This window comes from Actinokineospora iranica (assembly GCF_900101685.1).
Lineage (GTDB): Bacteria > Actinomycetota > Actinomycetes > Mycobacteriales > Pseudonocardiaceae > Actinokineospora > Actinokineospora iranica.
On the sequence record NZ_FMZZ01000001.1, the window covers coordinates 590,226 to 615,521 of the forward strand.

A 25,296-nucleotide genomic window follows, 5' to 3' on the forward strand; every position below is an offset into this window, starting at 1 on the left:
ATGCGTCACTCCGTGATGGTCGACGTCACGCCGTAGAACGGGCGCACCTCGAGCCACTCGTGGATCGGCTTCCCACCCGCGCCAGGAGCCGCGGACAGCTCGCCCGCCAGCTCGATCGCCCGCTGGTAGGTCTCGACGTCGATCACCATCCAGCCCGCGATCAGGTCCTTGGTCTCGGCGAACGGGCCGTCGGTGACCGGCGGCCGCCCCTCGCCGTCGTAGCGGACGAACGTGCCCTCCGGGGAGAGCGCCTGTCCGTCGACGAACTCGCCGGTGCTCTCGAGCCGGGCGGCGAAATCCTGCATGTACCGCATGTGAGCGGAGACCTCTTCCGGCGTCCACTGGTCCATCGGCACGTCGTTGACCGCCGCGGGCGCGCCCCGGTAGTGCTTGAGCAGCAGGTACTTGGCCATGGTGTTCTCCTCGGTGCGGTGCGGGCCCATTATGGCCGCGTTCGGTCCAGGGACGACGCCGCTTCCGGGTTCTCGACATCCCGCCGGAACTTTTTTCGGGCGGACTTCGCCGGGGCTCTCCACGGTTGTCCGGGCGGGTGAACGCGTGCTTCACTTCAGTCAGTGCACACTTGTGCACCGAGTTGAGCCGGGCGCGCGGGTCGCCGGACTGGCGGGAGGCCGAGAGTTGCACGAGTACCGCCCCGGTGGCCAGGGGTTTCGGGCCAGGCTCATCCGTGTCCTGTGCCGGGTCTTCGTCTGGCCGACCATGTCCTGGTGGCCGCTGCGCGGCCCGCTGTCGAAGCTGATGCCGCTGGTGGACCTGGTCCTGCGGGCGACTCCCCGGCTGCGCGCCACCGAAGTGGAGCGGGTCGCCGGTGGCCACTGGCGGGCGGAGCTCGTGCGGCCGCGCGGGAGCGCGAACGCCTCGGCCGCGCTGCTGTACCTGCATGGCGGGGCCTTCGTCTTCTGCGGGCTCGCCACGCATCGGCGCGTGGTGGAACGGCTGGCCCTGCGCACCGGGTTGCCGGTGCTGTCGGTGCGATACCGGCACCTGCCGAAGGGATGCCTGGACGAGTCGCTGGCCGACGCGACCGAGGCGTTCCGCTGGCTGGTCGGCCGCGGGTTCGACGGCGGCTCGATCGTCTGCGTCGGCGACTCGGCGGGCGGGCACCTCGCCTTCGCGCTGGCCCTCGCGGCGGAGCGGGCCGGACTGGACCGCCCGGCCGGTGTGGTCGGCCTGTCGCCGTGGCTGGACTTCGACTGCCAGGTCAAGCAGGCCCATCCGAACTCCCGCACGGACGTGTTCATCCCGGCCAGACGGCTTTCCCGGGTGGCCCGGCTGTGCACCGCGACGCCCGCCGGGGACATCGATCCGCTCCGGTCACCGGTCAACGGGAACCTGGCTTGCCTTCCCCCGGTGCTCATCCAGTGCGCGGAGGACGAGGTCCTTCGCTGCGACGCCGAGCTGATGGCCGAACGGCTCGAAGCCGCGGGCGTCACGTACCGGCTGCAGGTATGGCAGGGACAGGTCCACGCCTTCCCGGTGCTCGGTCATGTCCTGCCGGAGAGCCGCGCCGCCCTCGACGAGATCGCGGGCTTCGTGGCCGAGGTCGTCCAGGGCGACCGGCGGCTTCCGACGTCCACCCGGGAATAACGGCGACGCGGGAAGCGTTGGGGGTGAGCATGTCTGAGCAAGCCGTGGAGTTCAGCCCGACGAGTTGGGTGCAGGACCAGACCAAGAAGATCCTGGCGACCGGGACCACCGAGGGGATCGAGGTCTTCGGGTCGCCGGTCGTGCTGCTCACGCTGCGCGGCGCGAGAACCGGCAAGCTGCGCTACACCCCGGTGATGCGGGTGGAGCACGAGGGCAGGTATGCGGTGGTGGCGTCCAACGGCGGCTCCGCCGGACACCCGACCTGGTACTACAACATCAAGGCGCACCCCGAGTTCTCGCTGCAGGACGGCACCGTGACGAAGGAGTACGCCGCCCGCGAGGTCGACGGCGCCGAGCGCGCCCAGTGGTGGGAGCGGGCCGTGGCGGCCTACCCGCCCTACGCCGAGTACCAGGAGAAGACCGACCGGCAGATCCCGGTGTTCGTGCTCGACCCGAAATGACAAGCAGGCCTGTGGGGTCCCGAGTCCGCTCGGGACCCCACAGGCCGTGCCGCATCGATCCACGGTGAACACTGTTCCCACCCGCCCGGACGGGTGGCTCGCGCCGCGAGCCGCCGCTGACCGAACCCGCGGGCGAGCGAAGGGGAAGCCGTGCGCGGAGATGTCTGGCCGATGGTGCACGCGGAGCGCGCCGCGCTGATCGATGACCTCGCCCGTCTCGATGACGAGCAGTGGGAGCGGCCGTCGCTGTGCGCCGGATGGACCGTGCACGACGTGGCCGCCCACCTGGTCGACACCGCCCGGACGACGCGCCTGGGGTTCGTGCTCGGCCTCGCCGGGGCGCGGTTCGACTTCGACCGCCAGAACACGCGCGGGGTGGCACGCGAACGCGGCGCCTCGCCCCGGGAGACGTTGGCGCGGCTGCGCGAGGTGGCGGCGCGGACGTCGACCCCGCCCGCGCCGCTGGACAGCCGACTGGTCGAGGAGGTCGTCCACGGCGAGGACATCCGCAGGCCCCTGGGACTCACCCGCCCCTACCCGCGGGAAGCCGTGGTCAGGTCCCTGCGCCTGCAGGCCCGCACCCCGGCCGCGTTCGGCGGAGCCAAGGAACTGACCACCCGCGTCCGGCTGACGGCGACGGACGCCGACCTGTCCATCGGGGACGGTCCGGCGGTGACCGGGGCGGCGCTGGCACTGCTGTTGGCCGTCTCCGGGCGGCGCGTGGCGCTGGACGAGCTTGGCGGGCCTGGGCTCGCCACGCTGGCGGCAGGCTGAGGGGCACGTGCCGCGGCGGCGCTCGCCCGATCCCTTCGCGGACGGTGAACGCATTCGGAACCGCACGATGAATCACCCGTACGAATTGGTTGCGATTTCGTGTGTCGGCGAGCGGGCATTCAGGCCACAGCATCCTCCTGGTGGGGTGTTTCCGGTGAGACCATCCGCACCGCGCCCGCGTGCGCGGCAGGCCGCCTGGACCGGTCGAGTTCGATGTCGAGAAACTGAAAACACCAGTCCGGCGGCCGATGTCCATTTGGGACTGCTTTAGCGGAATCCGCCAGACCGGCCGAGACCCCAGCGGCGCGCGCCGGACCAGCGGCTCCCGTGCGCGCCGCCATATTCAACCGCCATGGAAAAAAGTGCCCCAGCATACCCGGGTTCATGGAAATCCGGACAAACGTTCCAAGCTGAGAGAATTGCCGCACACCGTCCACAGTGGTTAACTCACCGTTCATCTTTGCCGCTTATTTTATGCTCTCACCACTGGCGCCGCGGTGACTCAGTTCACCAGTGGACAGTGCTTGCGGACGCGAAATAAGTGTGTTGTGATCAATGCAGGAAGGGGCGGCCCGGGTTCGGGCCGCAGCGGTTCCTGACCGTCCGGGGGCCGTCGAACATTCTCGTCAGGGCGGCCGCGAGGCGCTCCGATGGTGAAAACTTCCCGCTCGACCTACCACGTCACCAGTTTGTGGCTGGTGTTCTTCCTCAACGGCGCGGTGCTGGCCAGCTGGGCGCCGCGCATCCCCGAGGTCAAGGCGGCCCTGGGGTTGTCGGACGCCGCGCTCGGTGTCGCGCTGTTCGGCGTGGCCGCCGGTTCGGTCCCGGCTCTGCTGGGCACCGGGTGGCTGATGCGGTTCGTCAGCGTCCGCCGGCTGTGCGTCATCTCCAGCCTGCTGTTCGCCGGGCTCCTGCCGCTGATCGCGGCGGCCAGGGACGTGGTGTCCCTCGGCGTCGTGCTGATGCTGCTCGGGGCGGCCAGCGGGTGCCTGGACGTCGCGATGAACACCGCGGGCATCGAGTTCCAGCGGCAGACCCCGGACCGGCCGTCGGTGATCTCGCGGCTGCACGGCGGTTACAGCCTCGGTGTCCTTTTCGGAGCCGCGGGCGGCACGCTCGCCACGAACCTGGACGCGGGCGTCCTCGCCCACTTCGCCACGGTGGCCGTGATCCTCCTGGTGCTCCTGGCCGTCGCCGCGCCGACGCTCCCGCGCACCTCTCCCCGAGCAGGCGAGCACACCGCGGCCGCGGCCACATCACCCCTGCGGGGCATCGCGGCGCTCCCCCTCGCGGTGGCGGCCATCGCCGTCAGCGGGCTACTCGTGGAGGGCATGGTCACGGACTGGTCGGCGCTGCTGGTCGCCCGCGACTTCGCGGGCGGGGTGGACCTCGGCTCAGCGGCCGTCGTCGCGTTCAGCGTCGCCATGTTCGTGTCCCGGTCCTTCGGCGACGCCGTGGTGGCCCGCTTCGGAGCGCGGACCGTCTTGTACTGGTCGGCGGCGGCGACCGCGACCGCGCTGGCGGTCGGACTCACCCAGTCCAGCGCGCTCGGCGCGTTCGCGGCGGTGTCGGTCATCGGGCTGGCTCTCGGCCCGGTCTTCCCGCTGTCGATGGCCACGGCCGCCGAGCGGATGCCGCACGCGGTCGCCACCGCCACCGCGAGTGTGAGCGCGGTCGGCTACCTCGCCTACCTCGCGGGCCCGCCGCTCGTCGGCGTGGTGGCCGAGGAAGCGGGCCTCACGACCACCCTGGCGATCATCGGGCTGGCCGCCGCCGCGACCACCGCGCTGGCCACCCGGCATCTCGGCGCGCACGTGAGCCACCCTGCCGACGGCAGGCGACAAGGAGGGCAACGATGAGTTCGGCACGCCTGCGTGAAGTGCCAGTCGGGCAGTACTCGCTCGACGGATTGCGCGCCTGCCTGACCGGTGAGCGCGCGGACCGCCTGGACGCCACGGGAGCCAGGTGGGCGGCCGCGATGCCCACCGTGTGGCACGTCAACTCCACTTCGGACGGCGGCGGGGTCGCCGAGATGCTCAGGCCGATCCTGGGCTACGGGCACGCGCTGGGCATCGACGTCCGGTGGCTCGTCATCGAGGCGGACACCGGCTTCTTCACCACCACCAAACGCATCGACAACGGGATCTCCGGCGTCGCGGGCGACCGGGGGCCGCTCGGCGTCGCGCAGGCCGAGCAGTTCCGCCGGGTCAGCCGGGACGCCGCGGCCGACCTGGGGCGGCACGTCCGGCCCGGGGACGTGGTGGTCCTGCACGACCCGCAGACGGCGGGCCTGTGCGAGCACGTCGCCGACCTGGGCGCCATTCCCGTGTGGCGGGCGCACAACGGCGCGGACCGGCCCAACGAGCACACCGTGCGCTCCAGCGCGTTCCTCGCCCCGTTCCTGCGCCGGGCACGTGGGCTCGTCACCACCCAGCCGCACTTCCGCGACGTGGTGCTCGCGGGCGGGGGCGGCGTGCCCAGCGCGGCCATCACCCCGTTCATCGATCCGATGTCGGCGAAGAACAACGCGCTGTCGCAGAGCCAGGCGCGGTCTCTCCTGGCGGGGTGGGGCCTGCTGGCGGGAACCGGGGCGCGGGACCCCGGCCGGGTCCCGGGCCTCCTGGTCGTGCGGGAGGGCGCCGCGCCCGCGCCGGAGGTCCCGATGGTCGTCCAGGTGTCCCGGTGGGACTCGGTGAAGGACATGGCCGGGGTCATGGACAGCTTCGCGCGGACGGTGGCGCCCGCGACGGACGCCTACCTGAGTCTCATCGGGCCGCAGGTCGACGGGGTGGCCGACGACCCGGAAGCGGCCGAGTACTTCCGGCGGTGCCTGGAGCACTGGAACCGGCTGCCCGATCCCGTGCGGTCCCGGGTCCAGCTGTGCTGCCTGCCGACGGCGGATTCGGCGGCGAACGCCCGGGTGGTCAACGCGGCCCAGCGGCACGCCGCGGTCGTGACCCAGAAGAGCCGATCGGAGGGATTCGGTTTGACCGTCACCGAAGCGCTGTGGAAGGCCAGACCCGTCGTCGCGACCCGCGTGGGCGGCATCACCACGCAGATCCCCGATGCCCGATACGGCCGCGCCGTCGCCCTGCCCGACCCCGACGACCACTTTGGACTGTCCATCACGGAGCTGATCACCTCCCCCGAGACGAGCCGAGCCATCGGCGCCTCGGCGCGGGAACGGATTCGCGCCCACTTCCTTCCGGACTCGCACTTCCACGCCGAACTGCGCTTCCTCGGCGAACTGGTCGGCCTGGCGGTGCCCGCGTGAACGTGCTGGCCGTCGGCGCGCACCCCGACGACGTGGAAATCCTCTGCGCGGGCACGCTCGCGCGCTACCGGCGAACCGGCCACGCTGTCGGAATCTGCGTGCTGACCAACGGCGACCTCGGCGCGCCTGACGGAGAGAAGGTGGAGATCGCGGCGGTGCGGGCGCGGGAAGCCCGGCGTTCCGCCGACGTGCTCGACGCCCGCCTGTTCCTGCTCGGGGAGCCGGACGGATTCCTGTTCGACAGCCCCGAAACCCGCATCGCCTTCGCCGAGGTGCTGCGGGCGTTCCGGCCCGACATCCTGTTCATCCCCGATCCCCACGACTACCACCCCGACCACCGGGCCGCGTCGGCCATCGCGCTCAACAGCCTCCAGCTCGCCGCTTCCCCACTGCAACGGACCGAAAGCGCGGCGATCGAATCGCTCCCGGCTGTGTTCTATATGGACACTCTGGCGCTCGTCGGCGCCACCCCGCGGCGCTGGGTCGACATCTCGGAAACCTTGGACACCAAGCTCGACATGCTTCGCGCGCACCGCAGCCAGAACGACTGGCTGCGGTGCACGGACGGCACGGACTACCTCGACTACGTCGTCAAACAGGCCAGGCTCCGCGGCCTCCAGTGCGGCACCGCGGCCGCGGAGGCGTTCCGGGTCCCCGAGTACTTCCCGATCAACCACGCGGCATCGACACTTCCCGAACTCCCGGCCTGACCACGAGAACGAGTGAGAACATGTGCGGAATCGCAGGAATAGCAGGAATCCACGACATCCGGCAGGCACTGACCACGGCGCTTGAGCGGCTGGAGTACCGGGGATACGACTCGGCCGGGATGGCCATCCACTCGGCAGGCGGGATCGACGTGCGCAAGTCCGTCGGCTCGGTGGCCACACTGGCGGCCACGCTGCCGCCGGAACCCGTTCCGGGGTCCGGGATCGCGCACACCCGGTGGGCCACGCACGGCGCGCCGTCGACCCGCAACGCGCACCCGCACCTGAGCTACGACGCGTCCATCGCGATCGTCCACAACGGAACCATCCGCAATATCGCCGAACTGCGGGGCGAACTCGACGACCTCGGGGTCAGCGCCGTCTCGGACACCGACAGCGAAGTCCTCGCCCACCTGGTCGCCTGGCACCGCGGCCAGGGCGCGGACACCGAGACGGCCCTGCGCCTGGCCCTCGCCCGCGTCGACGGGGACTACGCGGTGCTGGTCATCGCCGCGGACCGTCCCGGCACGCTGGTGGCCGCAGCGGACGGCAGCCCGCTGCTGATCGGCGTCGACGGCCGCGCGGTGCACATCGCCTCCGACCGCGCCGCGCTGGCGAGCGAGTGCACGCACTACTCGCACGTCCTCGACGGCGAAGTCGTCACCATCACCACCGCCGTTCCCGCCGGGCGGGACTGGAAGCCCGCGAGCCGCGAATCCGGCTGGCAGGGCAAGGGCTCCTACCCCAACTTCCTGCTCAAGGAGATCAACGACCAGCCGCGGACTACCCGGGCGGCGATCTCCGCGCTGTTCTCGCCGATCGCCCCGGGCTCGCCCGCGGACTGGAGCGCCACGCTCGACCGCCCGTCCATCAAGCGAGTCCGCTTCCTCGGGTGCGGGTCGTCGTACTACGCAGGCGAGGTCTCAGCGTCCTTTGTGGAGCAACTCGCGCGCGTCCCGGCCGCGGCCGAACCCGCGGCCGAGTTCATCCAGCGGCGCCCGGTGGTCGAGCCGGACTGCCTGTACGTGCTCATCAGCCAGTCCGGGGAAACGCTGGACACCCTGCACGCGCACCGGTACCTGCGGCGCCACCCGGTGCAGACGCTGTCGTTCGTCAACGTCGTCGGCTCCAGCCTCGACCGCGACAGCGGCGCGTCGATCCACCTGCGCGCGGACAAGGAGGTGTCGGTGGCCTCGACCAAAGTGGTGACCAACATGCAGATCGCCGGGCTGGCCCTGGCGGCGTGGCTGGCCCGCGCCGACTACGGCGCGAGATCAGCGGAATTGCTGGAACTGGACCTGGCGCTGCCGATCCTGCCCACGATCCTCGCCGACCTGCTGGCGGGCAAGGACGCCGAGATCCGGGCGGCGGCGGAATCCGTGCACGCGTACCGGAGCATGTACTACCTCGGCCGGGGAGCGTCGTGGCCGGTCGCCCGCGAGGGCGCGCAGAAGATCAAGGAAATCTCCTACATCCACGCCGAGGCCTACCAGTCCTCCGAGCTCAAACACGGGCCGCTCGCGCTGGTCGACCCCGAGCACGTCTCAGTGGTGGTGGCGGCCAACGACGACAGCGGGAACCAGGACGCGACCCTGGTCTCGCAGATCCAGGCCCGTGCCGGGAACGTCGTCGTGTTCTCCCAGCACCAGACCTGCGAGTTCGGCGCGACCACCATCCGGCTGCCCGCCATCCACCCGCTGCTCGACCACATCGTGATGGGCGTGGCGCTGCAACTGTTCGCCTACCACACCGCGACCATTCTCGACCGCGACGTCGACCGCCCGCGCAACCTGGCCAAGAGTGTGACTGTCGAATGAACAACAACCTGGGGACCTCCGAGCGCACCGGCATCCTGCTCCGGATCGGCACATTGGAACTGCGCTGCCGCGCGGTCTGCTTCGACCTCGACGGCGTGCTCGCCGACTCGCACGACCACATCGACCGGGCCGTCACCCACTGGGCGGCCAGCAGGCGGATCGGCATGGACAACCTGGCCGAAGCCTCCCGCTCCCTCACCGACGTCGAGTTCGTCCGGATGGCCGCGCCGCATCTGGACCCGGAGACCGAGGCGGGCGAGATCCAGCGCATCGAGTACGAACTGGCCGCCGACACCCCGCCGATGCCCGGCGCGCTGGAGCTCTACCGCAGCGTCCCCAAGCGGGCCACGGCGATCGTCACCTCCGGCAGCCGCCACGTCGTCACCCGCCGCCTGCGCTCGCTGGGGATTCCCGACCCGAACATTCTCATCAGCGCCGACGACGTCACCGCGGGCAAACCGGCCCCGGAGCCCTACCGGGCCGCCCTGCGCCTGCTCGACATCCACCCGGACGACGCGATCGCCATCGAGGACACGATCGTGGGCGCCACGTCCGCCAAGGCCGCGGGCATGTCCGTGATCGGCGTCGGGGAACGCCTGTCCCGGGACTGGGCGGGCACGCTCTTCGAGACGTGTGTGCCGACCCTGCGGCACGTCACCGCCGCGGCGGCCTGACTCACCTGGCGCGGCCTGGTAAGCGGGATCACGTATCAACTAAGGCTAGCCTTACCTTAACCTTCCTTCGTGACCTCCTTCCACCAGAACCCCAGGAGCGCCCGGTGAGCCGTCCCCTGCGCGTCGCCGTGGTCGGCGCGGGTCCCGCCGGGATCTACACCGTCGACGCTCTGGTCAAGTCCGGGGCCGAGGTCAGCGTCGACCTCTTCGAGCGGATGCCCGCGCCCTTCGGCCTCATCCGGTACGGGGTCGCGCCCGACCACCCGCGGATCAAGGGCATCGTGGACGCGCTGCACCGCGTGCTGGAGAAGCCGGGCGTGCGCCTGTTCGGCAACATCGACTACGGCACGGACCTCAAACTGGACGAGCTGCGCCAGTTCTACGACGCCGTCGTGTTCGCCACCGGCGCGGTGGACGACCGGCCCCTCGACATCCCGGGCGTCGACCTGGACGGCAGCCACGGCGCGGCCGAGTTCGTCTCCTGGTACGACGGCCACCCCGACGTCCCGCGCGACTGGCCGCTCACCGCCCGCTCGGTCGCCGTCCTCGGCGCGGGCAACGTGGCCCTGGACGTGGCCCGGGTGCTGGCCAAGTCCGCAGAGGAGATGCTGGTCACCGAGATCCCGGACAACGTCCACGCAGGCCTGGCCGCCAACGCGGTCACCGACGTGCACGTGTTCGGCAGGCGCGGGCCCGCCCAGGCCAAGTTCACGCCGCTGGAACTGCGGGAACTGGACCACTCGCCGACGGTCGAGGTGATCGTCGACCCGGCCGACATCGAGTTCGACGCGGGCTCGCTCGCCGCCATCCGCGGCTCCAAGCAGGTCGACATGGTGGTCAAGACCCTGCAGGAGTGGGCCATCCGCGACGTGGGCGACCGCCCGCGCAGGCTGCACCTGCACTTCTTCCACGCCCCGGCCGCCATTCTCGGCGCCGACGGCAAGGTCACCGGTCTGCGCACCGAGCGCACCGAACTGACCGGCGACGGCTCCGTGCGCGGCACCGGGGTGTTCCACGACTGGGACGTCCAGGCGGTGTACCGGGCGGTCGGATACCTGTCCATGCACCTGGCGGACCTGCCGTTCGACCACGTCTCCGGCACCGTCCCGCACAGCAAGGGCCGCGTCCTGGACATGGACGACGACCTGGTCCCCGGCGCCTACGTGTCCGGCTGGATCAAGCGCGGCCCGATCGGCCTCATCGGCCACACCAAGGGCTGCTCGTCGGAGACGGTGGCGTCCCTGCTGGCCGACGCCCCGACCCTGCACCCGGCGCCCCAGCCCGACCCGAGCGCGGTGGTGACGTTTCTGCGCCAGCGCGGCATCGAGTTCACCACCTGGCAGGGCTGGAAGAACCTCGACGCCTACGAGCGCGCGCTCGGCGAGCCGCACGGCCGCGAGCGCGTCAAGGTCGTGGAGCGGCCGGAGATGGTCCGGGTGTCCCGCCAGGGCTGAAACTTTCCGAATAGGAAACTTTGCAAGGTCGGCAAGTTCGGCTAGCCTGGCGGCATGGCGGCAGACGACGACGGCTTGCGCGAACGCAAGAAGCGGGAAACCCGGTTCGCGTTGAGTCAGGCGGCGATCCGGCTCGCACTGGAACGCGGGCTGGACGCCGTGTCGGTCGCGGACATCGCCGCGGCGGCGAACGTCTCCGAGCGCACGTTCCGCAACTACTTCGCCAGCAAGGCGGAGGCCGTCGTCGCCACGCATGTCGTGCGCGGGCAGCGCATCGCCGAGACACTGCGCGAACGGCCCGCCGACGAACCGCTCTGGGACGCGCTCACCCACGCGGTCGTCGGCCAGTTCGAGCAGGCGCCGGGCGCGGCCACGCCGCCACCGGATGACCGGTATCCAGCGGCACTGCGGAAACTGCTCGCCGAGCCCGCGGTCCAGCACGAGGTGTTCCGCGCCCACGCCGCGGCGCGGGACGAGTTGACCGTCGCCGTCGCCGACCGCACGGGCACCGCGGCGGAAGACCTGTACCCGCAGGTCGTCGCCGCCATGGTCAGCGCCGGGCTCGGCACGGCGCTGACCCACTGGTCGCGCGACCCAGCCCAGCCGCTCGGGCCGCTGCTCCGCGCGGTCTTCGACCAGATCCGGCCGCGATGACCAGCGGAGCCGCGAGGAGGAACACCGTGGACGTGGTGGTCGTCGGCGGCGGGCCCAACGGGCTGATGCTCGCCTGCGAACTCGCGCTGGGCGGCGTCCGGCCGGTCGTGCTGGAGCGGCGCGCCGAACCCAGCGACGAGCCCCGGTCGAACGGCCTCGTCGGGCAGGTCGTCCGCGTGGTCGACCGGCGCGGGCTGCACGAGGCGCTCAGCGGCCGACCCGGCCCGCCGCGGCCCAACAACGGCTACTTCATGTTCGCCGCGCTGCCCCTCGACCTCAGCATGGTCGCGGACAGCCCGGTCCACACCCTCCCGGTGCCCGAACTGACCACCGTGCGGGTCCTGGAACGACGCGCGAACGATCTCGGCGCCGACATCCGCCGCGGGCACGAGTTCACCGGTCTCGCCCAGGACGAGGACGGCGTCACCCTCACCGTCGACTCCCCCGCCGGAACCTACGAGCTACGCGCCCGATACGTCGTCGGCGCCGACAGCGCGCACAGCCCCGTCCGCAAGGCGGTAGGCATCGGCTTCCCTGGGGTCACCCACGACCGGACCACCAGCCGCACCGCGCACGTCGCCCTGCCCGCGGACTGGATCGACCCGGCGACCGGCGCGCTGACCGTGCCCGGCCACGGCCCGATCCGGCCGTTCCTCCCCATCCGCACCGCGCACGGCGGTTTCTCCTACGCGCCGCTCCCCGGCCACCCGCCCCTGGTCACCACCGTCGAGTGGGACGCCCCGGAAACCGACGGGCCGATGACGCTCGCCGAGATGCGGGCCAGCGTCAGCCGGGTGCTGCGCGCCGACGTCCCACTCGGCCCGCCGCCCGGTGCCTGCCCGCACGCGCTGCGCAGGATCAACGGCGGCAACACCCGGGTCGCCGACCGGTACCGGGACGGCCGGGTGTTCCTCGTCGGCGACGCCGCGCACGTCTTCGCCGCCGGCGGCACCGGCCTCAACATCGGTATGCAGGACGCGGTCAACCTGGGGTGGAAGCTCGCGGCGGCGGTCAACGGCGGAGCCGACGTCCTCGACACCTACGAGGCCGAGCGCCGCCCGGCCGCCGACCGGGCCGTCACCTACGCGCGGGCCCAGGCGGCGCTGCTCGCCCCCGGCGACGACGTCACCGGCCTGCGCCTGCTGTTCGGCGAGCTACTGGCCCAGCCGGGCGTCACGCGGGCCATCGCCGACCTGGTCGCGGGCGCGGACGTCCGCTACCCGGTCGCCGAGGACGCGCACCCGCTCGCAGGCCTGCTCGCCCCCGACCTCGACCTGCGCACCCCGGACGGCGTGGTCCGCCTCGCCGACCTGGCCAGGAAGGCGCGGCCGCTGCTGATCGACCTCACCGGAACCGGCGGCCTGCGCGCCGACGGCGTCGAGGTCGTCCGCGCCACCGTGGACAGCGACACCGTGGACGTCACCGAAGCCACCGACGTCACCGCGCTCCTGCTCCGCCCGGACTCCCATGTGGCGTGGGCGTCGAGCGACGCCCACCCCGACCAGGACGCGCTGCGCGCGGCCGCCCGCCACTGGTTCGGAGCCCCGGGCAGCGCATGAACGGCGGCCTTCGCCGCAGCCCACCGCTCAACTTGGCCGCAGCACCTGTTGTCCCCCTCAACCGTCCCCGTCCTAGCCCCGGTCCTACTAGGCATCCCGCCAACGCCCCAGGAAACCCTCACCCCCGCCGAGGCCCGCACCCGCCACGGCTTCCCCAAACCCACCGAAGCCCACCTGGACCTACGCGCCAAACAACACCAACGCGTCTTCGGCGACCGCCAATCCCCCAGCGAAATCGGCCTGACCGAGTCCGAACCCATCCTGGGCCCACGCACCCGATAACCCCCGAATGCCTTAGAGCACCCGCCAGGCCGAACCTAGGCTCGCTCAGTGCTCGATTGGGTGGAGCAGAGCACCGGGCCTCCTGCCAACCGAGCCTGCCCCGCCAAGTGCTCGATTGGGTGGAGTGGTTCCTTGGGGCCCCTACGAAGGAAGATCCCGTCGCGGGGAAAGACGGGTGGGGACCCTTCGGCCCCACGACCACGGCGAGTTCAGGGATCTTCCTTCACCCCCAAAGAAACCACTCCACCCCATCGAGCCAACCCAACAGAGCCACGCCCCCGCAGCCACGAACCACAGAAGCCGTCACAGATCAACGAGCCCCCAGCACAGGCACATCCCGAACCTCATCAAGAGACTCCGCAGCCACCGGCTCACGGAACAACCGGGCCAACGGCCGGGGAAGCCACCAGTTGTACCGCCCGAACAGCCGCAGCATCACCGGAACCAGGACCAACCGGACCACCGTCGCGTCAATCGCGACGGCCACCGCGAGGGCGAAGCCGATCTGGCGGATCTCGATGCGGTCGGCGGTGAGCAGGGCGGCGAAGACGGTCACCATGGCGCTCGCGGCCAGGGTGATGGGCAGGGCCGTCTGCCGCATACCCTCGGCCACCGCGGTCCGGTTGTCGCCGTGTTCGCGGTGGTGCTCCTGGATGCGGCGCATGAGGAACATCTCGTAGTCCATGGAGATCGCGAACAGGGTCACGAAGGTGACCACGGGCAGGTAGAAGTTGAGCACTCCGGTCGAGTCGACTTCGTAGACCTGGGTCAGCAGGCCGAAGGTGGCCGCGGCGGACAGGAAGTTCATCATGATGGCTTTGAGCGGGATCACCAGGCTGCGGAAGCAGAGGAACAGGAAGAGCGCCGAGATGACCAGCACGAAGCCGATGATCCACCACGTTTTCCCGGTGACCTCGGTGATGAGGTCGGCCACGGTGGCCGCTGGGCCGGTGACGCCCACCGGCTGATCGGGCGGCACATGGGCGGGTGCCACGGTTCGCAGCCAGGAGACGAACGCGGCCGTGTCCGGTGAGTCGACGGGGAGGGTCGGCACCACGTTGACCAAGGTGGCGTCCTCGCCGTTGTCCAGGACCAGGACGTCGACGACGCGGGGGTCGGCGAGCAGGGCGGCGGTGAGCGGCGCGGTGTCCGGGGCGGGGGTGCCAGTGGGCCGCGGCAGCATGATCTGCGACGCCGCGGTGAGTCCGGGCAGTGAGTCTTCTTCGATGTGCAGGAAACCCTGCCCCGAGTCGGTCGCGGCCATCGCCGGGCGGTCGAGGTCCAGTCCCAGCCGGAAGTCCAGCGCGGGCGCCGCGGCCAGCGCCAGCGCCGCGGTCGCGGCGGTGAGGTAGCGCCACGGGTGCCGCATCAGGTGCTGCGCCCAGCGCGTCCACCGCGCTCCCGCGCCTGTCGGGTTTTTCCGCCGCCACGGCAGTGTTCCCAGGTCCAGCCAGCGGCCCGCCAACCCGAGCAACGCGGGCATCAAGGTCAGCGCCGCGGCCACCGTGACCGCGGCGACGATGATGACGCCGATGAAGCAGTCGCGGAAGATGTCCGAGCTGACGAACAGCAGGCTGCACGAGCACAGGGCGATCGCCAGGCTGGAGATGCACGCGGTGACCCCGGCGGTGGCCGTCGCGGTGCCGATGGCCACGTCGTGGGTCCGGCGGGCTCTGATCTCCTGCCGGTAGCGCAGCAGCATGAGAATGGCGTAGTCCAGGCCAAGCGCCCAGCCCGTCATCACGGCGAGGGTGAGGACCAGGGTGTTGGTGGGCGCAGCGAACGACACGAGCGAGAGCAGGCCTACGCCGACCGCGACGACCATGCCGCCGAACACCAGGGGCAGCGCCGTCGCGCCGACCGCGCCCAGGCCAAGCAGCAGGATCACCGCGACGATCGGGAGCGCGACGCTTTCCGCCCGGCGCAGGTCGGCCATGTCGGTGTCGCGCAGGTCCACGAAGATCGATGACACGCCGACCAGCGACGCGTGGACCCTCCCCTGGGACGCCTCCGCCGTGGCTTGCCGCAGCGCCGCTTGCTGCGCGGGCACCGCCGCCGCGCGCGCGTTGTCGTCACCGGTGAGGCCTGCCAACGCGTATGCGGTGCGCGGGTCGAGGTGCCCTCGGGTCATCGGAGGGTCGGTCTGGACGGCGCTGACCCCGGGCTGCGTGCGGAGCATGGCCGAGCCCGCCGACACCGCGAGCTGGAAAACGGGGTCCTGGGCCGTGATTTCCTCCGAATGGAAAACCACGATCATCTGCTCGTCGCCCAGTTCCGGGAAGGTCCGGGAGAGCACCTGGCCGGTCGCCGCCGAATCCGAGTCGGCGACCCGCAGCGGCAGCGTGCCCAGGGCGCCGAACAGGTGGGGCAGCAGAGTCAGCGACAGCAGCACCGCGGCGGCCCACAGGCCGACGACCAGTTTCGGGCGGCGGGCAGACCCGGTCCCGAGCGCGCGCACCATGGCGTGGACACCGCCCGGGAACCGGGGACCGCCTTTTACCATTCGCACAGATCAGACCACCCTCAGGACGCCGAGGCCCCGAAAACCGCGGTCACGGTTCCCGTTCCTTCGCTGATCCCGAAAAGCGGGCACAGACCGGTGTTGGGCGCGTTTCCGCTGACCCGGGCGAACTCGCCGGGAAAGACCGCGCTGTCCTCGGTCGCCTGGCCGTTCGCCTCGGCGAAAACGTACCGGGCGGCCTGGTTGTCGTTGTCCACCGACTGCTCGCCGATGTTCTCGATCACGGTCGTGCCCACGACCTGGCCGTGCTGCTGGGTTTTCGCGTACCAGGTGATGCGCACCTGACCGGAGTCGACGCGCTGTTGGACGCAGCTTGCCCGCCCGGAACCGGTGAACTCCACCTTGGCCGACCGCAGGCCGTCCGCGGAATGGTCGGGCGAATAGCAGTTGTCCAGCGTCCCGACGCCCGAGCCCCTGACCTGCGTGGGCATCGAGGTGACCGCGGGGCTGAACTGGGCTTGCACGGTTCCGCTGCACACCAGCCTCGGCTTCGTCGCCTCGGCGGCGGCCTGCGCCCGGTCGGGAAACCCGATCACGGTGGCGGCCCCGGCCAGCACGGCTCCCGCGGCCAACGCGGCGGCCAGCAGGGCTGTTCTGACCCTGAGGCCGCCCGGTTGGTCATCGGCTTGGTTCATCACTACCTCCTGAAAAATGTGGGATTGGTCCAGGTGACGACTGGGCGGAGTTCATCCCTCCGCCGACACGGTCGCCGCGGGCTTTCGCGGTTCGACTTCCGCGTTCCGGGCAATCGCGAGTGGACCTGGCTGTGAAACGACAGTGATCTCAGAGACAGCAGAGATATCGGTGCTGTCACTGGATTCTCCGGTCTTGGCACCCCCTTCCACCGGGGCGGCGAGGCCGTTGCCGAGACGGCGAACGATCAGCCTGCTCAGGCTGCTGATGTTGCCGCCGCCGATGAGGTCCATCGGGGAGAGCTGGTTGCCGAAGTGCGCGCGGAACTTTCCCAGCAATTCCGCGGCCATCAGCGAGTCGATGCCCAACTGGTCGAGCCTGCGTTCCCGGTCGACGCGCTCGGCGGGGATCTGCAACACCATGGAGACGAGGGCGATGATCGCGTTCTCGATCAGTTCGGCCGCCTCCTCCGCGCTGCCCACGCCGGACAGGGCGCGGCGGAACTCCTCGATCCGCTCGTCGTTCTCGGTGACGGCGCCGAAGTTGAAATACCGGAACCGCGGCGAGGTCTCCAGGCAGGGAATCAGCCGCGCGACGCGGTTCCATTCGGCGCGCACCGCCATCGGCGCGGCGTCCCGGTCCTCGGCCAATGCGTCCAGGGCCGCGTGGGCGTCGGCGGGGCTGATGGCCAGGAACCCCAACTGGTCGAGGAAACGGCTCAGCTCCGCGTCGCGGGACACCGAGCCGACCTCGCCGATGGCGCCCCAGGCCACGGCGGAGCCGCGAAGGCCGTGGGAACGGCGGCGCCGGGCCAGCGCGGACAGGAACACGTTGCCCGCGACATAGTTGGCCTGCCGGAGGTTGCCGACTTCGGCCGCGACCGACGAGAAGGACAGGAACAGGTCCAACTCGCGGTCGCGGGTGAGAGCGTCGAGAACCCACCCCGCGGTGAGCTTCGGCGCCAACGCCGCCGCGAAACGGCTGGAGTCCAGTTCGCACAGCAAGTCGTCGTCGAGGACCATGGCCGCGTGCAGCACGCCGCGCACCGGATGGCCACTGCTGTCCAAAGTGGACAACAGGTCGGCGACCGCGGCCGGGTCGGTGGCGTCGACCGCGTGGGCCTGGGCGGCCACGCCGCGGGCGGCGAGCCGGGCGATGGTCTCCTCGGCCTCCGGTGCCCGCGCGCCGCGGCGGCTGACCAGGGCGATCTTCCTGGCTCCCCGCTCGGCCAGCCACTCGGCCGCGGCCGCGCCGAACCCGCCCGTTCCGCCGGTGACCACATAGGTGCCCTCGGCCGACAGGCGCGGTGGCCGCGGCGGGCATTCGACGGTGACCGGATGGGCGAAATCGATGACGATCTTGCCGATGTGCCGGGAATGGCGCATCAGCTGGTAGGCCTCGGCGATCCGGTTCGCGGGGAAGACGCGCCGCGGCAGCGGATGGTAGACGTCGTCATCGATCCGCTGAACGATCTGGTCGAGCGTGTTGGATGCCAACTCCGTGTGGGTCAGCAGCGCCTGGTCGAGGTCGACGCCGACGAACATGACGTTGTTGCGCAGCGGGCGCATCTGCAGCCGCTTGTTCTCGTAGAGGTCGCGTTTGCCCAGTTCGATGAACCGGCCGTAGGGACGCACCAGGTCGAGGCTGCGCCGCAGGTACTCGCCAGCGAGGGAGTTGAGCACCACGTCGACCCCGGCCCCGTCGGTGATGTCCAGGACCTGGTGGACGAACTCCAGGCTGCGGGAGTCCAGCACGTGCTCGACGCCGATCAGCCGCAGGTAGTCCCGTTTCTCCTCGCTGCCCGCGGTGGCGATGATCCGCGCCCCGACGTGCCGGGCGTGCTGGATGGCGGCCAGCCCGACGCCCCCGGCCGCGCCGTGGATGAGCACCGTCTCCCCCGCGCTGAGCCGGGCGATCGTGCCGAGGCTGTGGTGGACGGTGGCGAACGCGACCGGCAAGGTGGCTGCCTCGGTGAAGCCCAGGTGCGGCGGAATGCGTTTCACCAGGGCCGCCTTGGTGACCGGGTGCGAGGCGAACGCGGCGGGCGCGATGGCCAGCACCCGCTCGCCGGGGACGACCTCCGTCACCGCACTGCCCACCTCGACCACGACGCCCGCGCACTCGATGCCCAGCGACCCGCCCGCGATCGACCCGGTGTACCCGGCTTCCAGCGCGTCCACGGGCACGATCCCCAGCGCCCACAGCACGTCGCGGTAGTTCAGGGCGGCGGCGCGGACCTCGACACGCACCTCGTCCGGCCCGAGATCGGGGTGGACCGTCGCGGCGAACCCGACGTCGAACCCCATGCCGTGGTCGCGCACCACCATCCGGTACGGCACATCGTCCCCGGGGGCCACCACCCGGGTGGGCGGCGCGGTGGGCACGAACCGGGGCACGAACCGCCCGCCTTCGCCCAGCACGATCTCGTCTTCTGTTTCGCCGTCTTGGCCGTGCGGGGCCAGCAGCTCCCCGGCGAGCCGGTGGGCGTCGGCGGCCGGGTCCGCGGAGCGATGCAGCGAGATCCGGGTGTTTCCGACGTCGGGCAGCTCGTTCGCGAGGGTGCGGGCCACGCCCCACGCGGCGGCGTGCAGCGGCGCGTGCGGCCGCTCCGGGTGCGGCAGCGCCCCACTGGGATGGGTCACCAGGTACAGGTGCGCGTCGCGGCCCTCGGGCAGGTCGGCGCAGCGTCGGCTCACGGCCTTGAGCGTCATGGCCCTGCGGACGGTCGCCTCGGTCGCGGCAGGCGCGTCCTCGGCGCTGTCGGCGTCGAGGATGACGACGTAACACACCGTCTTCCTTGTCTCCGGCAGCAGCGGCGTCCAGTCCTCCGGGTCGTCAGGCGCCCGCTGCACGATGACGGGCGACCCCGTCGCGCCGAGCTTGGCCGCGAGCGCCTGGGCGAGGTCCGCCTCGCCGGGGCCCTCGGTGAGAATCAGCCAGCCGAGGTCGGGCGCCTCAGGCAGGTCGGGCACGGGCGACGGACCGGGCGGGCGCTGGGCGAGCAGCACCGACATGTCGTCGGGGTGGGAGTGCTGCACGGCGCCGAGCCGGATCACGTCGGCGAACCCGGCGTCGGCGATCACCGCGGGCCACCGGTCGTGCGGAAGGAAAGCCGTGTCGGGCCGCAGGTCGGTGTCGGTGAACTGCCACGCGCTCGGCAGCAGGCCGAAGACCGGCAGGAGGAAGTCCGGGCGGTGCGTTTCGGCCGCCAGGAGATACCCGCCCGGCGCGAGCAGCGACCGGATCTGCCCGAGGGCTTCGCGCAGGTCGCTGGTGGCGTGCAGCACGTTGCTCGCGATGACCAGGTCGAACGCGCCTGCGCCGAACCCCTGCTCATCGAGGTCGCGGTTCAATTCCAGGGCGCGGTAGTCGATGAAGTCGTAGGCGGCGAACCGGTGCTGCGCGCGGGGGAAGAACACCGGCGAGATGTCGGTGAACACGTAGTGGGTCCGGTCCGGCGGCAGCACCGGCAGCACCGCGGCTGTCGTCCCGCCGGTGCCCGCGCCCAGTTCCAGCACCCGCAGCACCCGGTCCGGCGGCGCGGCGCTCACCAGGTGGCGGACCAGGATCGCGGCCCGGTGGTTCACATCGGACATCGGGGGGAAATCGGAGTAGTAGTGCTCCAGGGTGTCGATGCCGGTGCCGGAGAACAGCATCTCCAGCGAATCGCGTTTCCCGGTGAGCACGTCGGCCAGGTGCGACCCGCTGCGGCCACGCAGGGTCAGGTCGGCGAGCATACCCCCTTGCTCGACGTGCCGGGCGCGGAACAGGGCCAGGGGGTCTGGCCGCTCGATGACCACCCACCTCGGGTCCTGCGCCTCCCCCGGGAGCCGCCGCAGCAGGCCGTGGTCCTCCGCGAACCCGGCCAGGAAGGCCACCAAGCGGGCGTGCTCTGCCGACACCCCGTTCTCGGTCAGCGTCCGCACGCTGACGACCGTCTCCTCCCCGAGAATCCGAACAAACGCCGCCACGGCGAAAAGCGCGCTGACCCGACAACCGAGTTCGCCCAGACCCACGTGGTCTCCCGGCTCGGGGTCCGAGCCGATCAACGCGGTCAGCTCCGGACCCGCCGCGCGGACGAGTTCGCTGGGCGTGCCCGGCAACGGCGCGGGGGCGGTGTCGTCCGCCCTCGACGCGGCGCGCAGGGTTGTGCTGACGTGCTCGACCGACACCGCGCTGTCGACCGGGAACCGCCGCAGCCTGCACTCGCGCAGTTCCGCGGCGACCGCGCCGTCCTGGTCGAGGACGTCGACGTCGAAGACGGCCTCCACCTCGCCCAGGCTGCGCAGTCGGGCGTGGGCGAACCCCTCCGCGGTCGGCGCGGCCCAGACCCGGGCCTGTCCGACGCCGATCGGGATGAACGCCTGCCCGTGCGCGGCCTCGCGCAGCAGCGGCAGCACCGCCTGCAGCGCGCCGTCGAGGATGGCCGGGTGCGCCTCGAACCCGTCGACCGGGCCGGGATAGGTGTAGGCGGACAGCACCTCGCCGGTCGCCGGGTCGTAGGGAAGGTCATCGACGACCCGGAAAGCGGGCCCGTAGTTCAGTCCGGCGCGGGCGGCGTAGTCGTAGTGCTCCGCGACGGGCAGCCGGTGGCCGAGCCGGTCGCGCACGGCCTGCAGGTCTACCGGCGCGGGCGCGGGCCCGCCCCGGTGCCGCACCCGGCCGCGGGCGTGGACCCGCCACTGCCCGTCGCCCACCGGTTTGCTGGCCACCCGCACGACGCCGTCCTCGTCGGACACCGAGGTCTGCACCCTTGGCAGCGGCTCGTCTTCCTCGCCGGGCAGCACGAACGCGGACGTGATCTGCAGGTCCGCGACCTCGACCGAGGCGCCCAGCGCGCGGCGGCCCGCGGCCAGCGCCATCTCCACGTACGCGGTGGCGGGCACCACCACGGCCTCGCCGATGCGGTGGTCGGTCAGCCACGCGCTCGGGGTCGACCCGATCTCGCCCTCCCAGGTGGGCTCGGCCACCGACGCGCGGCGGCCGAGCAGCGGGTGCTCGGCGCTGCCGCCGGGCCACCAGGCGGGGTCGCCGTGCCAGTGCCGTTCCCGCTGCCACGGGTACGCGGGCAGGTCGACCACCCGGCCGAGCCGGGGGAAGTGCTCGGCCACGACCGCCCGGGGAGACGCGGCGAGCACCGCGGCGCTGACGGTCGCGCCCACGCTCGCCGCGTCGCCCTGCCGGGTCATGGCCGCGATCGGGACCACCGAGTGCCCCTCGGCTGTGGCCACTCGGCGCAGGTAGCTGCCGAGCACCGGGTGCGGGCTGATCTCGACCACGACGTCGAAGCGCTCCTCGGCCAGGGCTGTGGCGCCCGCGCCGAACAGGACGGGCAGCCGCGTGTTGCGCCACCAGTAGTCGCCGTCGAGTTCAGTGCCGTGGACCCGCTGCCCGGTCACGGTCGAGATCATCGGGATGCGGGTCGCGGTCGGCCGCAGCCCGGCCAGCGCCGCCCGCAGCGGCTGCTCGGCGGCGTCCATCTGCCAACTGTGGAAGGCGTAATCGATGTCCAGCCGCCGGACGAAGACCTCGTCTGCGGCGAGGTCGCGTTCGAGGTCGGCCAGGGCGGCGGTGTCCCCGGAGACGGTGACGTCGCGGTCGCCGTTGATCGCGGCGATCTCCAGCAGGCCCCCGTACCTGGCCAGGACGGCCCGCGCGTCGGCGGGCGGCAGGCCGACCGCGGCCATCGCGCCCTGGCCCGCCGCGGTGGCCGCCTGGGCGCGGCTGCGACCGAGGAGGACCTGGGCCGCGTCGGCGAGGTCCAGCGCGCCCGCCGCCCACGCCGCGGCGACCTCCCCGACGCTGTAGCCGATCACCGCGGCGGGGACCACGCCCTCGGCCGCGAGCACCCGCACCAGCCCGGCCTGGAGGACGAAGAGCATCGGCTGGGCGAACTCGGTGAGCGTCGCCCGCCTGGTGCCCTCGGCCGCGCCCAGTTCGGCGAGCACCGACCAGCCCAGCAGCGGCGCGAACACCGCGTCGATCTCCTCGACCGCGGCGCGGAACACCGGGTTCTCCGCGCACAGGGCCGCGCCCATCCCCGGCCACTGCGAGCCGTTGCCGGAGAAGGCGAACGCCACGTTGCCGTGGTGCGCGCCGCGCGCCATGGCCGCGCCTGCCACCGGCTCGCCCTCGGCCAGCGACTCCAGTTGGGCCGCCGCGTCGGCGGGGGTGGCCGCCAGCGCCACCATGCGGTGCTCGTGCCGCGCCCGGCGGGCCGCGGTGTGGCACAAATCGGGGAACTCGGCGGCGTCCGCGCCCGCGAGGCGTTTGGCCGCCAGCCGCGCGGCCTCGGCCAGCGCCGCCGCGCCGCGCGCGGACACGATGAACGGCAGCGCCTGCCCGCCCGTGCCGCTCTCGATCTCGTGGCGCGGGCGGGACCGGTCGGGCTCGGGACCGGCGGACGGCGGCGGGGACAAGATCGCGTGGACGTTGACCCCGCCGAACCCGAACGAGTTGACCCCCACCACCGGATCGGCGGCCTCCGGCAGCGGGCGCAGGTCGGTGACCGGCTCCAGGCCCAGCCCGGCGAAGTCGATCTCGGGGTTGAGCGGCGTCGCGTGCAGCGACGCCGGAATCGCGCGGTGGCGCAGCACCAGCATCGCCTTGGCCAGCCCGGCCATCCCCGACGCCGGTTCGAGGTGGCCGAGGTTGCTCTTCACCGACCCGACCGGCAGCGGCCCGGCCGTGCGGCGCACCCCCAGCGCCCGGCCGATCGCCTGGCACTCGGCGGGGTCGCCGACCAGCGTGCCGGTGCCGTGCGCCTCGAAGTAGGCCACCTGGCCCGGGTCGATCTCGCACCGGTCGTACAACCGGCGCAGCAGCGCCTCCTGCGCCTCGGCGTTGGGCAGCGCGATCCCCATCGTGCGGCCGTCGTTGTTCATGGCGGTGCCGCGCAGCACCGCGTGGACGCGGTCCCCGGCGGCCAGCGCCGCCGACAGCGGCTTGAGGACCGCCACGCCGCCGCCTTCCGCGCGCACGTACCCGTCGGCGTTGGCCGAGAACGTCTGGCAGCGGCCGGTGGGCGAGAGCATCTGCGCCTTGGCGAAGCCGATGAAGTTGAACGGGCTGAGCAGCAGGTGGATGCCGCCCGCAAGGGCCATCTCGCTCTCGCCCCGGCGCAGGCTCTCGCACGCCTGGTGCAGCGCGACCGAGGACGACGAGCAGGCGGTGTCCACCACCATGCTGGGGCCGCGCGCGTCCAGGAAGTGCGACAGCCGGTTCGCGGTGATGCTCAGCGCGATCCCGCTGGGGCTGTAGGCGTCGATGGTCTCCGGTTTGCAGCCCTGGAATCCGCCGTAGTCCGGGGCGCTGGTGCCGATGAACACGCCGGTCTCGGAACCGGCGACGCTGTCAGGATCGATGGCGGCGTCGTCAAGGGCCTCCACCGCCATTTCGAGCACCAGCCGCTGCTGTGGGTCCATTCGACTGGCTTCCCGAGGAGAAATCCGGAAGAAGTCGGCGTCGAACTCACCGATATCGTGCAGGAACCCACCGAACGCGGAGTACGTCTTTCCCGGGCGCTGCGGGCTCTTGTCCAGAAAGTACGCGGCGTCGAACCGGTCCGGCGGCACCTCGGTGACCAGGTCCTGCGCCGCCCGCAACGCCGACCACAGCGCCTCCAGACTGGTGACACCACCCGGGAATCGGCAGGAAAACCCCACAATGGCGACTGGTTCACTCATCGGCACCTCTTCCCACGCCATGCCCGGCGCTGTTCGCGAAATCATTCAGGCCTGCGTCTGGCCACACCGCGCACGTCCGTCGCACGGTTTCCGTCACCGCGGTGGAATCAGAGAATGGCGCGGCGAGCCGCGTCGGTGTCACTGCTGCGCTGGTACAACCGGCTGAACACGGCGTCGAGCGGGCGGCCGACGAATACCGATCCCGCCTCCAGCGGGGCACACCACCACGGGCCGAGCGCGCGCCGGTTTCCCGCCGCCCCGTCGCACACTATTCCGGCGGCGTCGGCCACAGTGAGCGTGGGCAGGCGGTGCAGGCTGGGCGTGTGCGCGGTCATCGCGGTGTCGACCATGCCCATGTAGACCGAGCAGATCCGGACACCGTCCGCGCGGATCTCCGGGCCGATCGCGCGCAGCCACACGTCAAACGCGGCCTTGGAGGCGTGATAGCCGCCCCATCGGGGGAAAGGCGGTGTCCGGATCGCGAACGTCGACACGTTGACGATCTTGCCCGCGCCCGCGGCCCGCATGACCGGCAGCAGTCGCAGGGTGAGCTTCACCGGGCCCAGGTAGTTCACCGCCGTCATACGGTGAAAGTCGTGATAGCGGTCGTAACACAGGTCGATGGACCGGCGAATCGAGTGCCCCGCGTTGTTGACAAGGATGTCGACCTTGGCGTGTTTGGCCAACACCTTGTCGACCATCTCGTCGATGAGCTCCGGCTGGGAAAGATCGACAGGATAGGCGGCCGCCTCGCCGCCCGCGGCCCGGATCTCTTCCTCCAATTCCCGGAGATTCGACTCGTTCCGCGCGGTGAGCACGACCTGAGCCCCGGCGGCGGCCAATCGGGACGCCGTCGCCCGGCCTATTCCCTGGGACGCCCCGGTTATCAGCACTGTCTTGCCCTCGACCGCGCGACGCAGTCGCTCCTGGCTGGTTCTGGGGCGAGAGTAGATTCCGCGTGAGACCATCGTGCGAGCCCATACCGGCCAGGTCCGGGACATAGACATCACCTTTCGCCCCCCTCTTCGCCAGCGAACGCCATCGATAAAGGACCGCGCGGTCGAGTCGGCCCACCACGTCGTGATCCCGACCTTCATCCCTGGTGGACGGTACCGCCCCACGCCTGTTCCCGACACCGCGCTAAGGTCCACCGGCCTGGTTTCACCCCGACGTGTCATCCATCCTCGGCGCCG

The 25,296-nt window shown here is 71.6% G+C and carries 16 protein-coding genes; 11 read left to right on the forward strand and 5 right to left on the reverse strand.

The genetic code is table 11. From position 1 onward, the window contains the following. Positions 1–5: 5 nt before the first annotated feature. Positions 6–413, reverse strand: coding sequence for a YciI family protein (locus BLS56_RS02710; protein ID WP_175482628.1), 408 nt, complete (start codon positions 411–413; stop codon positions 6–8). A gap of 226 nt (positions 414–639) precedes the next feature. Here BLS56_RS02710 and BLS56_RS02715 point away from each other — a divergent pair, with 226 nt between their 5' ends. From BLS56_RS02715 to BLS56_RS02765, 11 genes are all read left to right on the forward strand, one after another. Continuing rightward, positions 640–1,608, forward strand: a complete 969-nt coding sequence (locus BLS56_RS02715) for an alpha/beta hydrolase (protein WP_175482629.1) — start codon at positions 640–642, stop codon at positions 1,606–1,608. Positions 1,609–1,637: 29 nt separating this feature from the next. After that, positions 1,638–2,069, forward strand: a complete 432-nt coding sequence (locus tag BLS56_RS02720) for a nitroreductase family deazaflavin-dependent oxidoreductase (RefSeq protein ID WP_091448748.1) — start codon at positions 1,638–1,640, stop codon at positions 2,067–2,069. Between the two features lie 150 nt (positions 2,070–2,219). Beyond that, complete coding sequence (locus BLS56_RS02725; protein ID WP_228771297.1) at positions 2,220–2,843, forward strand: maleylpyruvate isomerase family mycothiol-dependent enzyme; 624 nt, start codon at positions 2,220–2,222, stop codon at positions 2,841–2,843. Between the two features lie 650 nt (positions 2,844–3,493). Beyond that, positions 3,494–4,702, forward strand: coding sequence for an MFS transporter (locus BLS56_RS02730; protein WP_091447849.1), 1,209 nt, complete (start codon positions 3,494–3,496; stop codon positions 4,700–4,702). Further along, entirely contained in the window at positions 4,699–6,117 is a 1,419-nt protein-coding gene (locus BLS56_RS02735; protein ID WP_139190470.1) for a glycosyltransferase, read from the forward strand. Before BLS56_RS02730 ends, BLS56_RS02735 begins: the two co-directional genes overlap by 4 nt. Further along, positions 6,114–6,827, forward strand: a complete 714-nt coding sequence (locus BLS56_RS02740; RefSeq protein WP_091447853.1) for a PIG-L deacetylase family protein — start codon at positions 6,114–6,116, stop codon at positions 6,825–6,827. The genes BLS56_RS02735 and BLS56_RS02740 overlap by 4 nt, the downstream gene beginning before the upstream one ends. 20 nt (positions 6,828–6,847) lie before the next feature. Continuing rightward, positions 6,848–8,641: a glutamine--fructose-6-phosphate transaminase (isomerizing) gene (glmS, locus tag BLS56_RS02745; RefSeq protein WP_091447855.1), complete on the forward strand. Its 1,794-nt coding sequence runs from the start codon at positions 6,848–6,850 to the stop codon at positions 8,639–8,641. Further along, positions 8,638–9,315 (forward strand): HAD family hydrolase, encoded by a 678-nt coding sequence (locus BLS56_RS02750; RefSeq protein WP_091447857.1) that lies wholly within the window; start codon positions 8,638–8,640, stop codon positions 9,313–9,315. The genes glmS and BLS56_RS02750 overlap by 4 nt, the downstream gene beginning before the upstream one ends. A gap of 104 nt (positions 9,316–9,419) precedes the next feature. Further along, positions 9,420–10,769, forward strand: a complete 1,350-nt coding sequence (locus BLS56_RS02755; protein WP_091447858.1) for an FAD-dependent oxidoreductase — start codon at positions 9,420–9,422, stop codon at positions 10,767–10,769. 54 nt (positions 10,770–10,823) lie between these two features. Beyond that, positions 10,824–11,423 (forward strand): TetR/AcrR family transcriptional regulator, encoded by a 600-nt coding sequence (locus tag BLS56_RS02760; RefSeq protein WP_091447860.1) that lies wholly within the window; start codon positions 10,824–10,826, stop codon positions 11,421–11,423. Continuing rightward, positions 11,420–12,982 carry an FAD-dependent monooxygenase gene (locus tag BLS56_RS02765; protein ID WP_091447862.1) on the forward strand — a complete coding sequence of 521 codons (1,563 nt, stop codon included), beginning with the start codon at positions 11,420–11,422 and terminating at the stop codon, positions 12,980–12,982. Before BLS56_RS02760 ends, BLS56_RS02765 begins: the two co-directional genes overlap by 4 nt. Positions 12,983–13,574: 592 nt before the next feature. On the opposite strand, the gene BLS56_RS02770 is transcribed toward BLS56_RS02765, so the two are convergent. The 4 genes from BLS56_RS02770 to BLS56_RS02785 form a co-directional block, all read right to left on the reverse strand. Then, positions 13,575–15,767, reverse strand: a complete 2,193-nt coding sequence (locus tag BLS56_RS02770; protein ID WP_091447864.1) for an MMPL family transporter — start codon at positions 15,765–15,767, stop codon at positions 13,575–13,577. A 20-nt stretch (positions 15,768–15,787) separates the two neighbouring features. Continuing rightward, positions 15,788–16,420 (reverse strand): hypothetical protein, encoded by a 633-nt coding sequence (locus BLS56_RS02775; protein WP_091447865.1) that lies wholly within the window; start codon positions 16,418–16,420, stop codon positions 15,788–15,790. Between the two features lie 51 nt (positions 16,421–16,471). Next, positions 16,472–24,103: a type I polyketide synthase gene (locus tag BLS56_RS32690; RefSeq protein WP_175482630.1), complete on the reverse strand. Its 7,632-nt coding sequence runs from the start codon at positions 24,101–24,103 to the stop codon at positions 16,472–16,474. Between the two features lie 107 nt (positions 24,104–24,210). Further along, positions 24,211–25,071 (reverse strand): SDR family NAD(P)-dependent oxidoreductase, encoded by an 861-nt coding sequence (locus BLS56_RS02785; RefSeq protein WP_175482631.1) that lies wholly within the window; start codon positions 25,069–25,071, stop codon positions 24,211–24,213. Positions 25,072–25,296 lie beyond the last annotated feature (225 nt).

Coding starts and splice junctions, on each gene's coding strand:
- BLS56_RS02710 (WP_175482628.1), bottom strand. CDS start 413: ATGGCCAAGTACCTGCTGCTCAAGCACTACCGGGGCGCGCCCGCGGCG.
- BLS56_RS02720 (WP_091448748.1), top strand. CDS start 1,638: ATGTCTGAGCAAGCCGTGGAGTTCAGCCCGACGAGTTGGGTGCAGGAC.
- BLS56_RS02730 (WP_091447849.1), top strand. CDS start 3,494: ATGGTGAAAACTTCCCGCTCGACCTACCACGTCACCAGTTTGTGGCTG.
- BLS56_RS02735 (WP_139190470.1), top strand. CDS start 4,699: ATGAGTTCGGCACGCCTGCGTGAAGTGCCAGTCGGGCAGTACTCGCTC.
- glmS (WP_091447855.1), top strand. CDS start 6,848: ATGTGCGGAATCGCAGGAATAGCAGGAATCCACGACATCCGGCAGGCA.
- BLS56_RS02750 (WP_091447857.1), top strand. CDS start 8,638: ATGAACAACAACCTGGGGACCTCCGAGCGCACCGGCATCCTGCTCCGG.
- BLS56_RS02760 (WP_091447860.1), top strand. CDS start 10,824: ATGGCGGCAGACGACGACGGCTTGCGCGAACGCAAGAAGCGGGAAACC.
- BLS56_RS02765 (WP_091447862.1), top strand. CDS start 11,420: ATGACCAGCGGAGCCGCGAGGAGGAACACCGTGGACGTGGTGGTCGTC.
- BLS56_RS02770 (WP_091447864.1), bottom strand. CDS start 15,767: ATGGTAAAAGGCGGTCCCCGGTTCCCGGGCGGTGTCCACGCCATGGTG.
- BLS56_RS02775 (WP_091447865.1), bottom strand. CDS start 16,420: ATGAACCAAGCCGATGACCAACCGGGCGGCCTCAGGGTCAGAACAGCC.
- BLS56_RS32690 (WP_175482630.1), bottom strand. CDS start 24,103: ATGAGTGAACCAGTCGCCATTGTGGGGTTTTCCTGCCGATTCCCGGGT.
- BLS56_RS02785 (WP_175482631.1), bottom strand. CDS start 25,071: ATGGTCTCACGCGGAATCTACTCTCGCCCCAGAACCAGCCAGGAGCGA.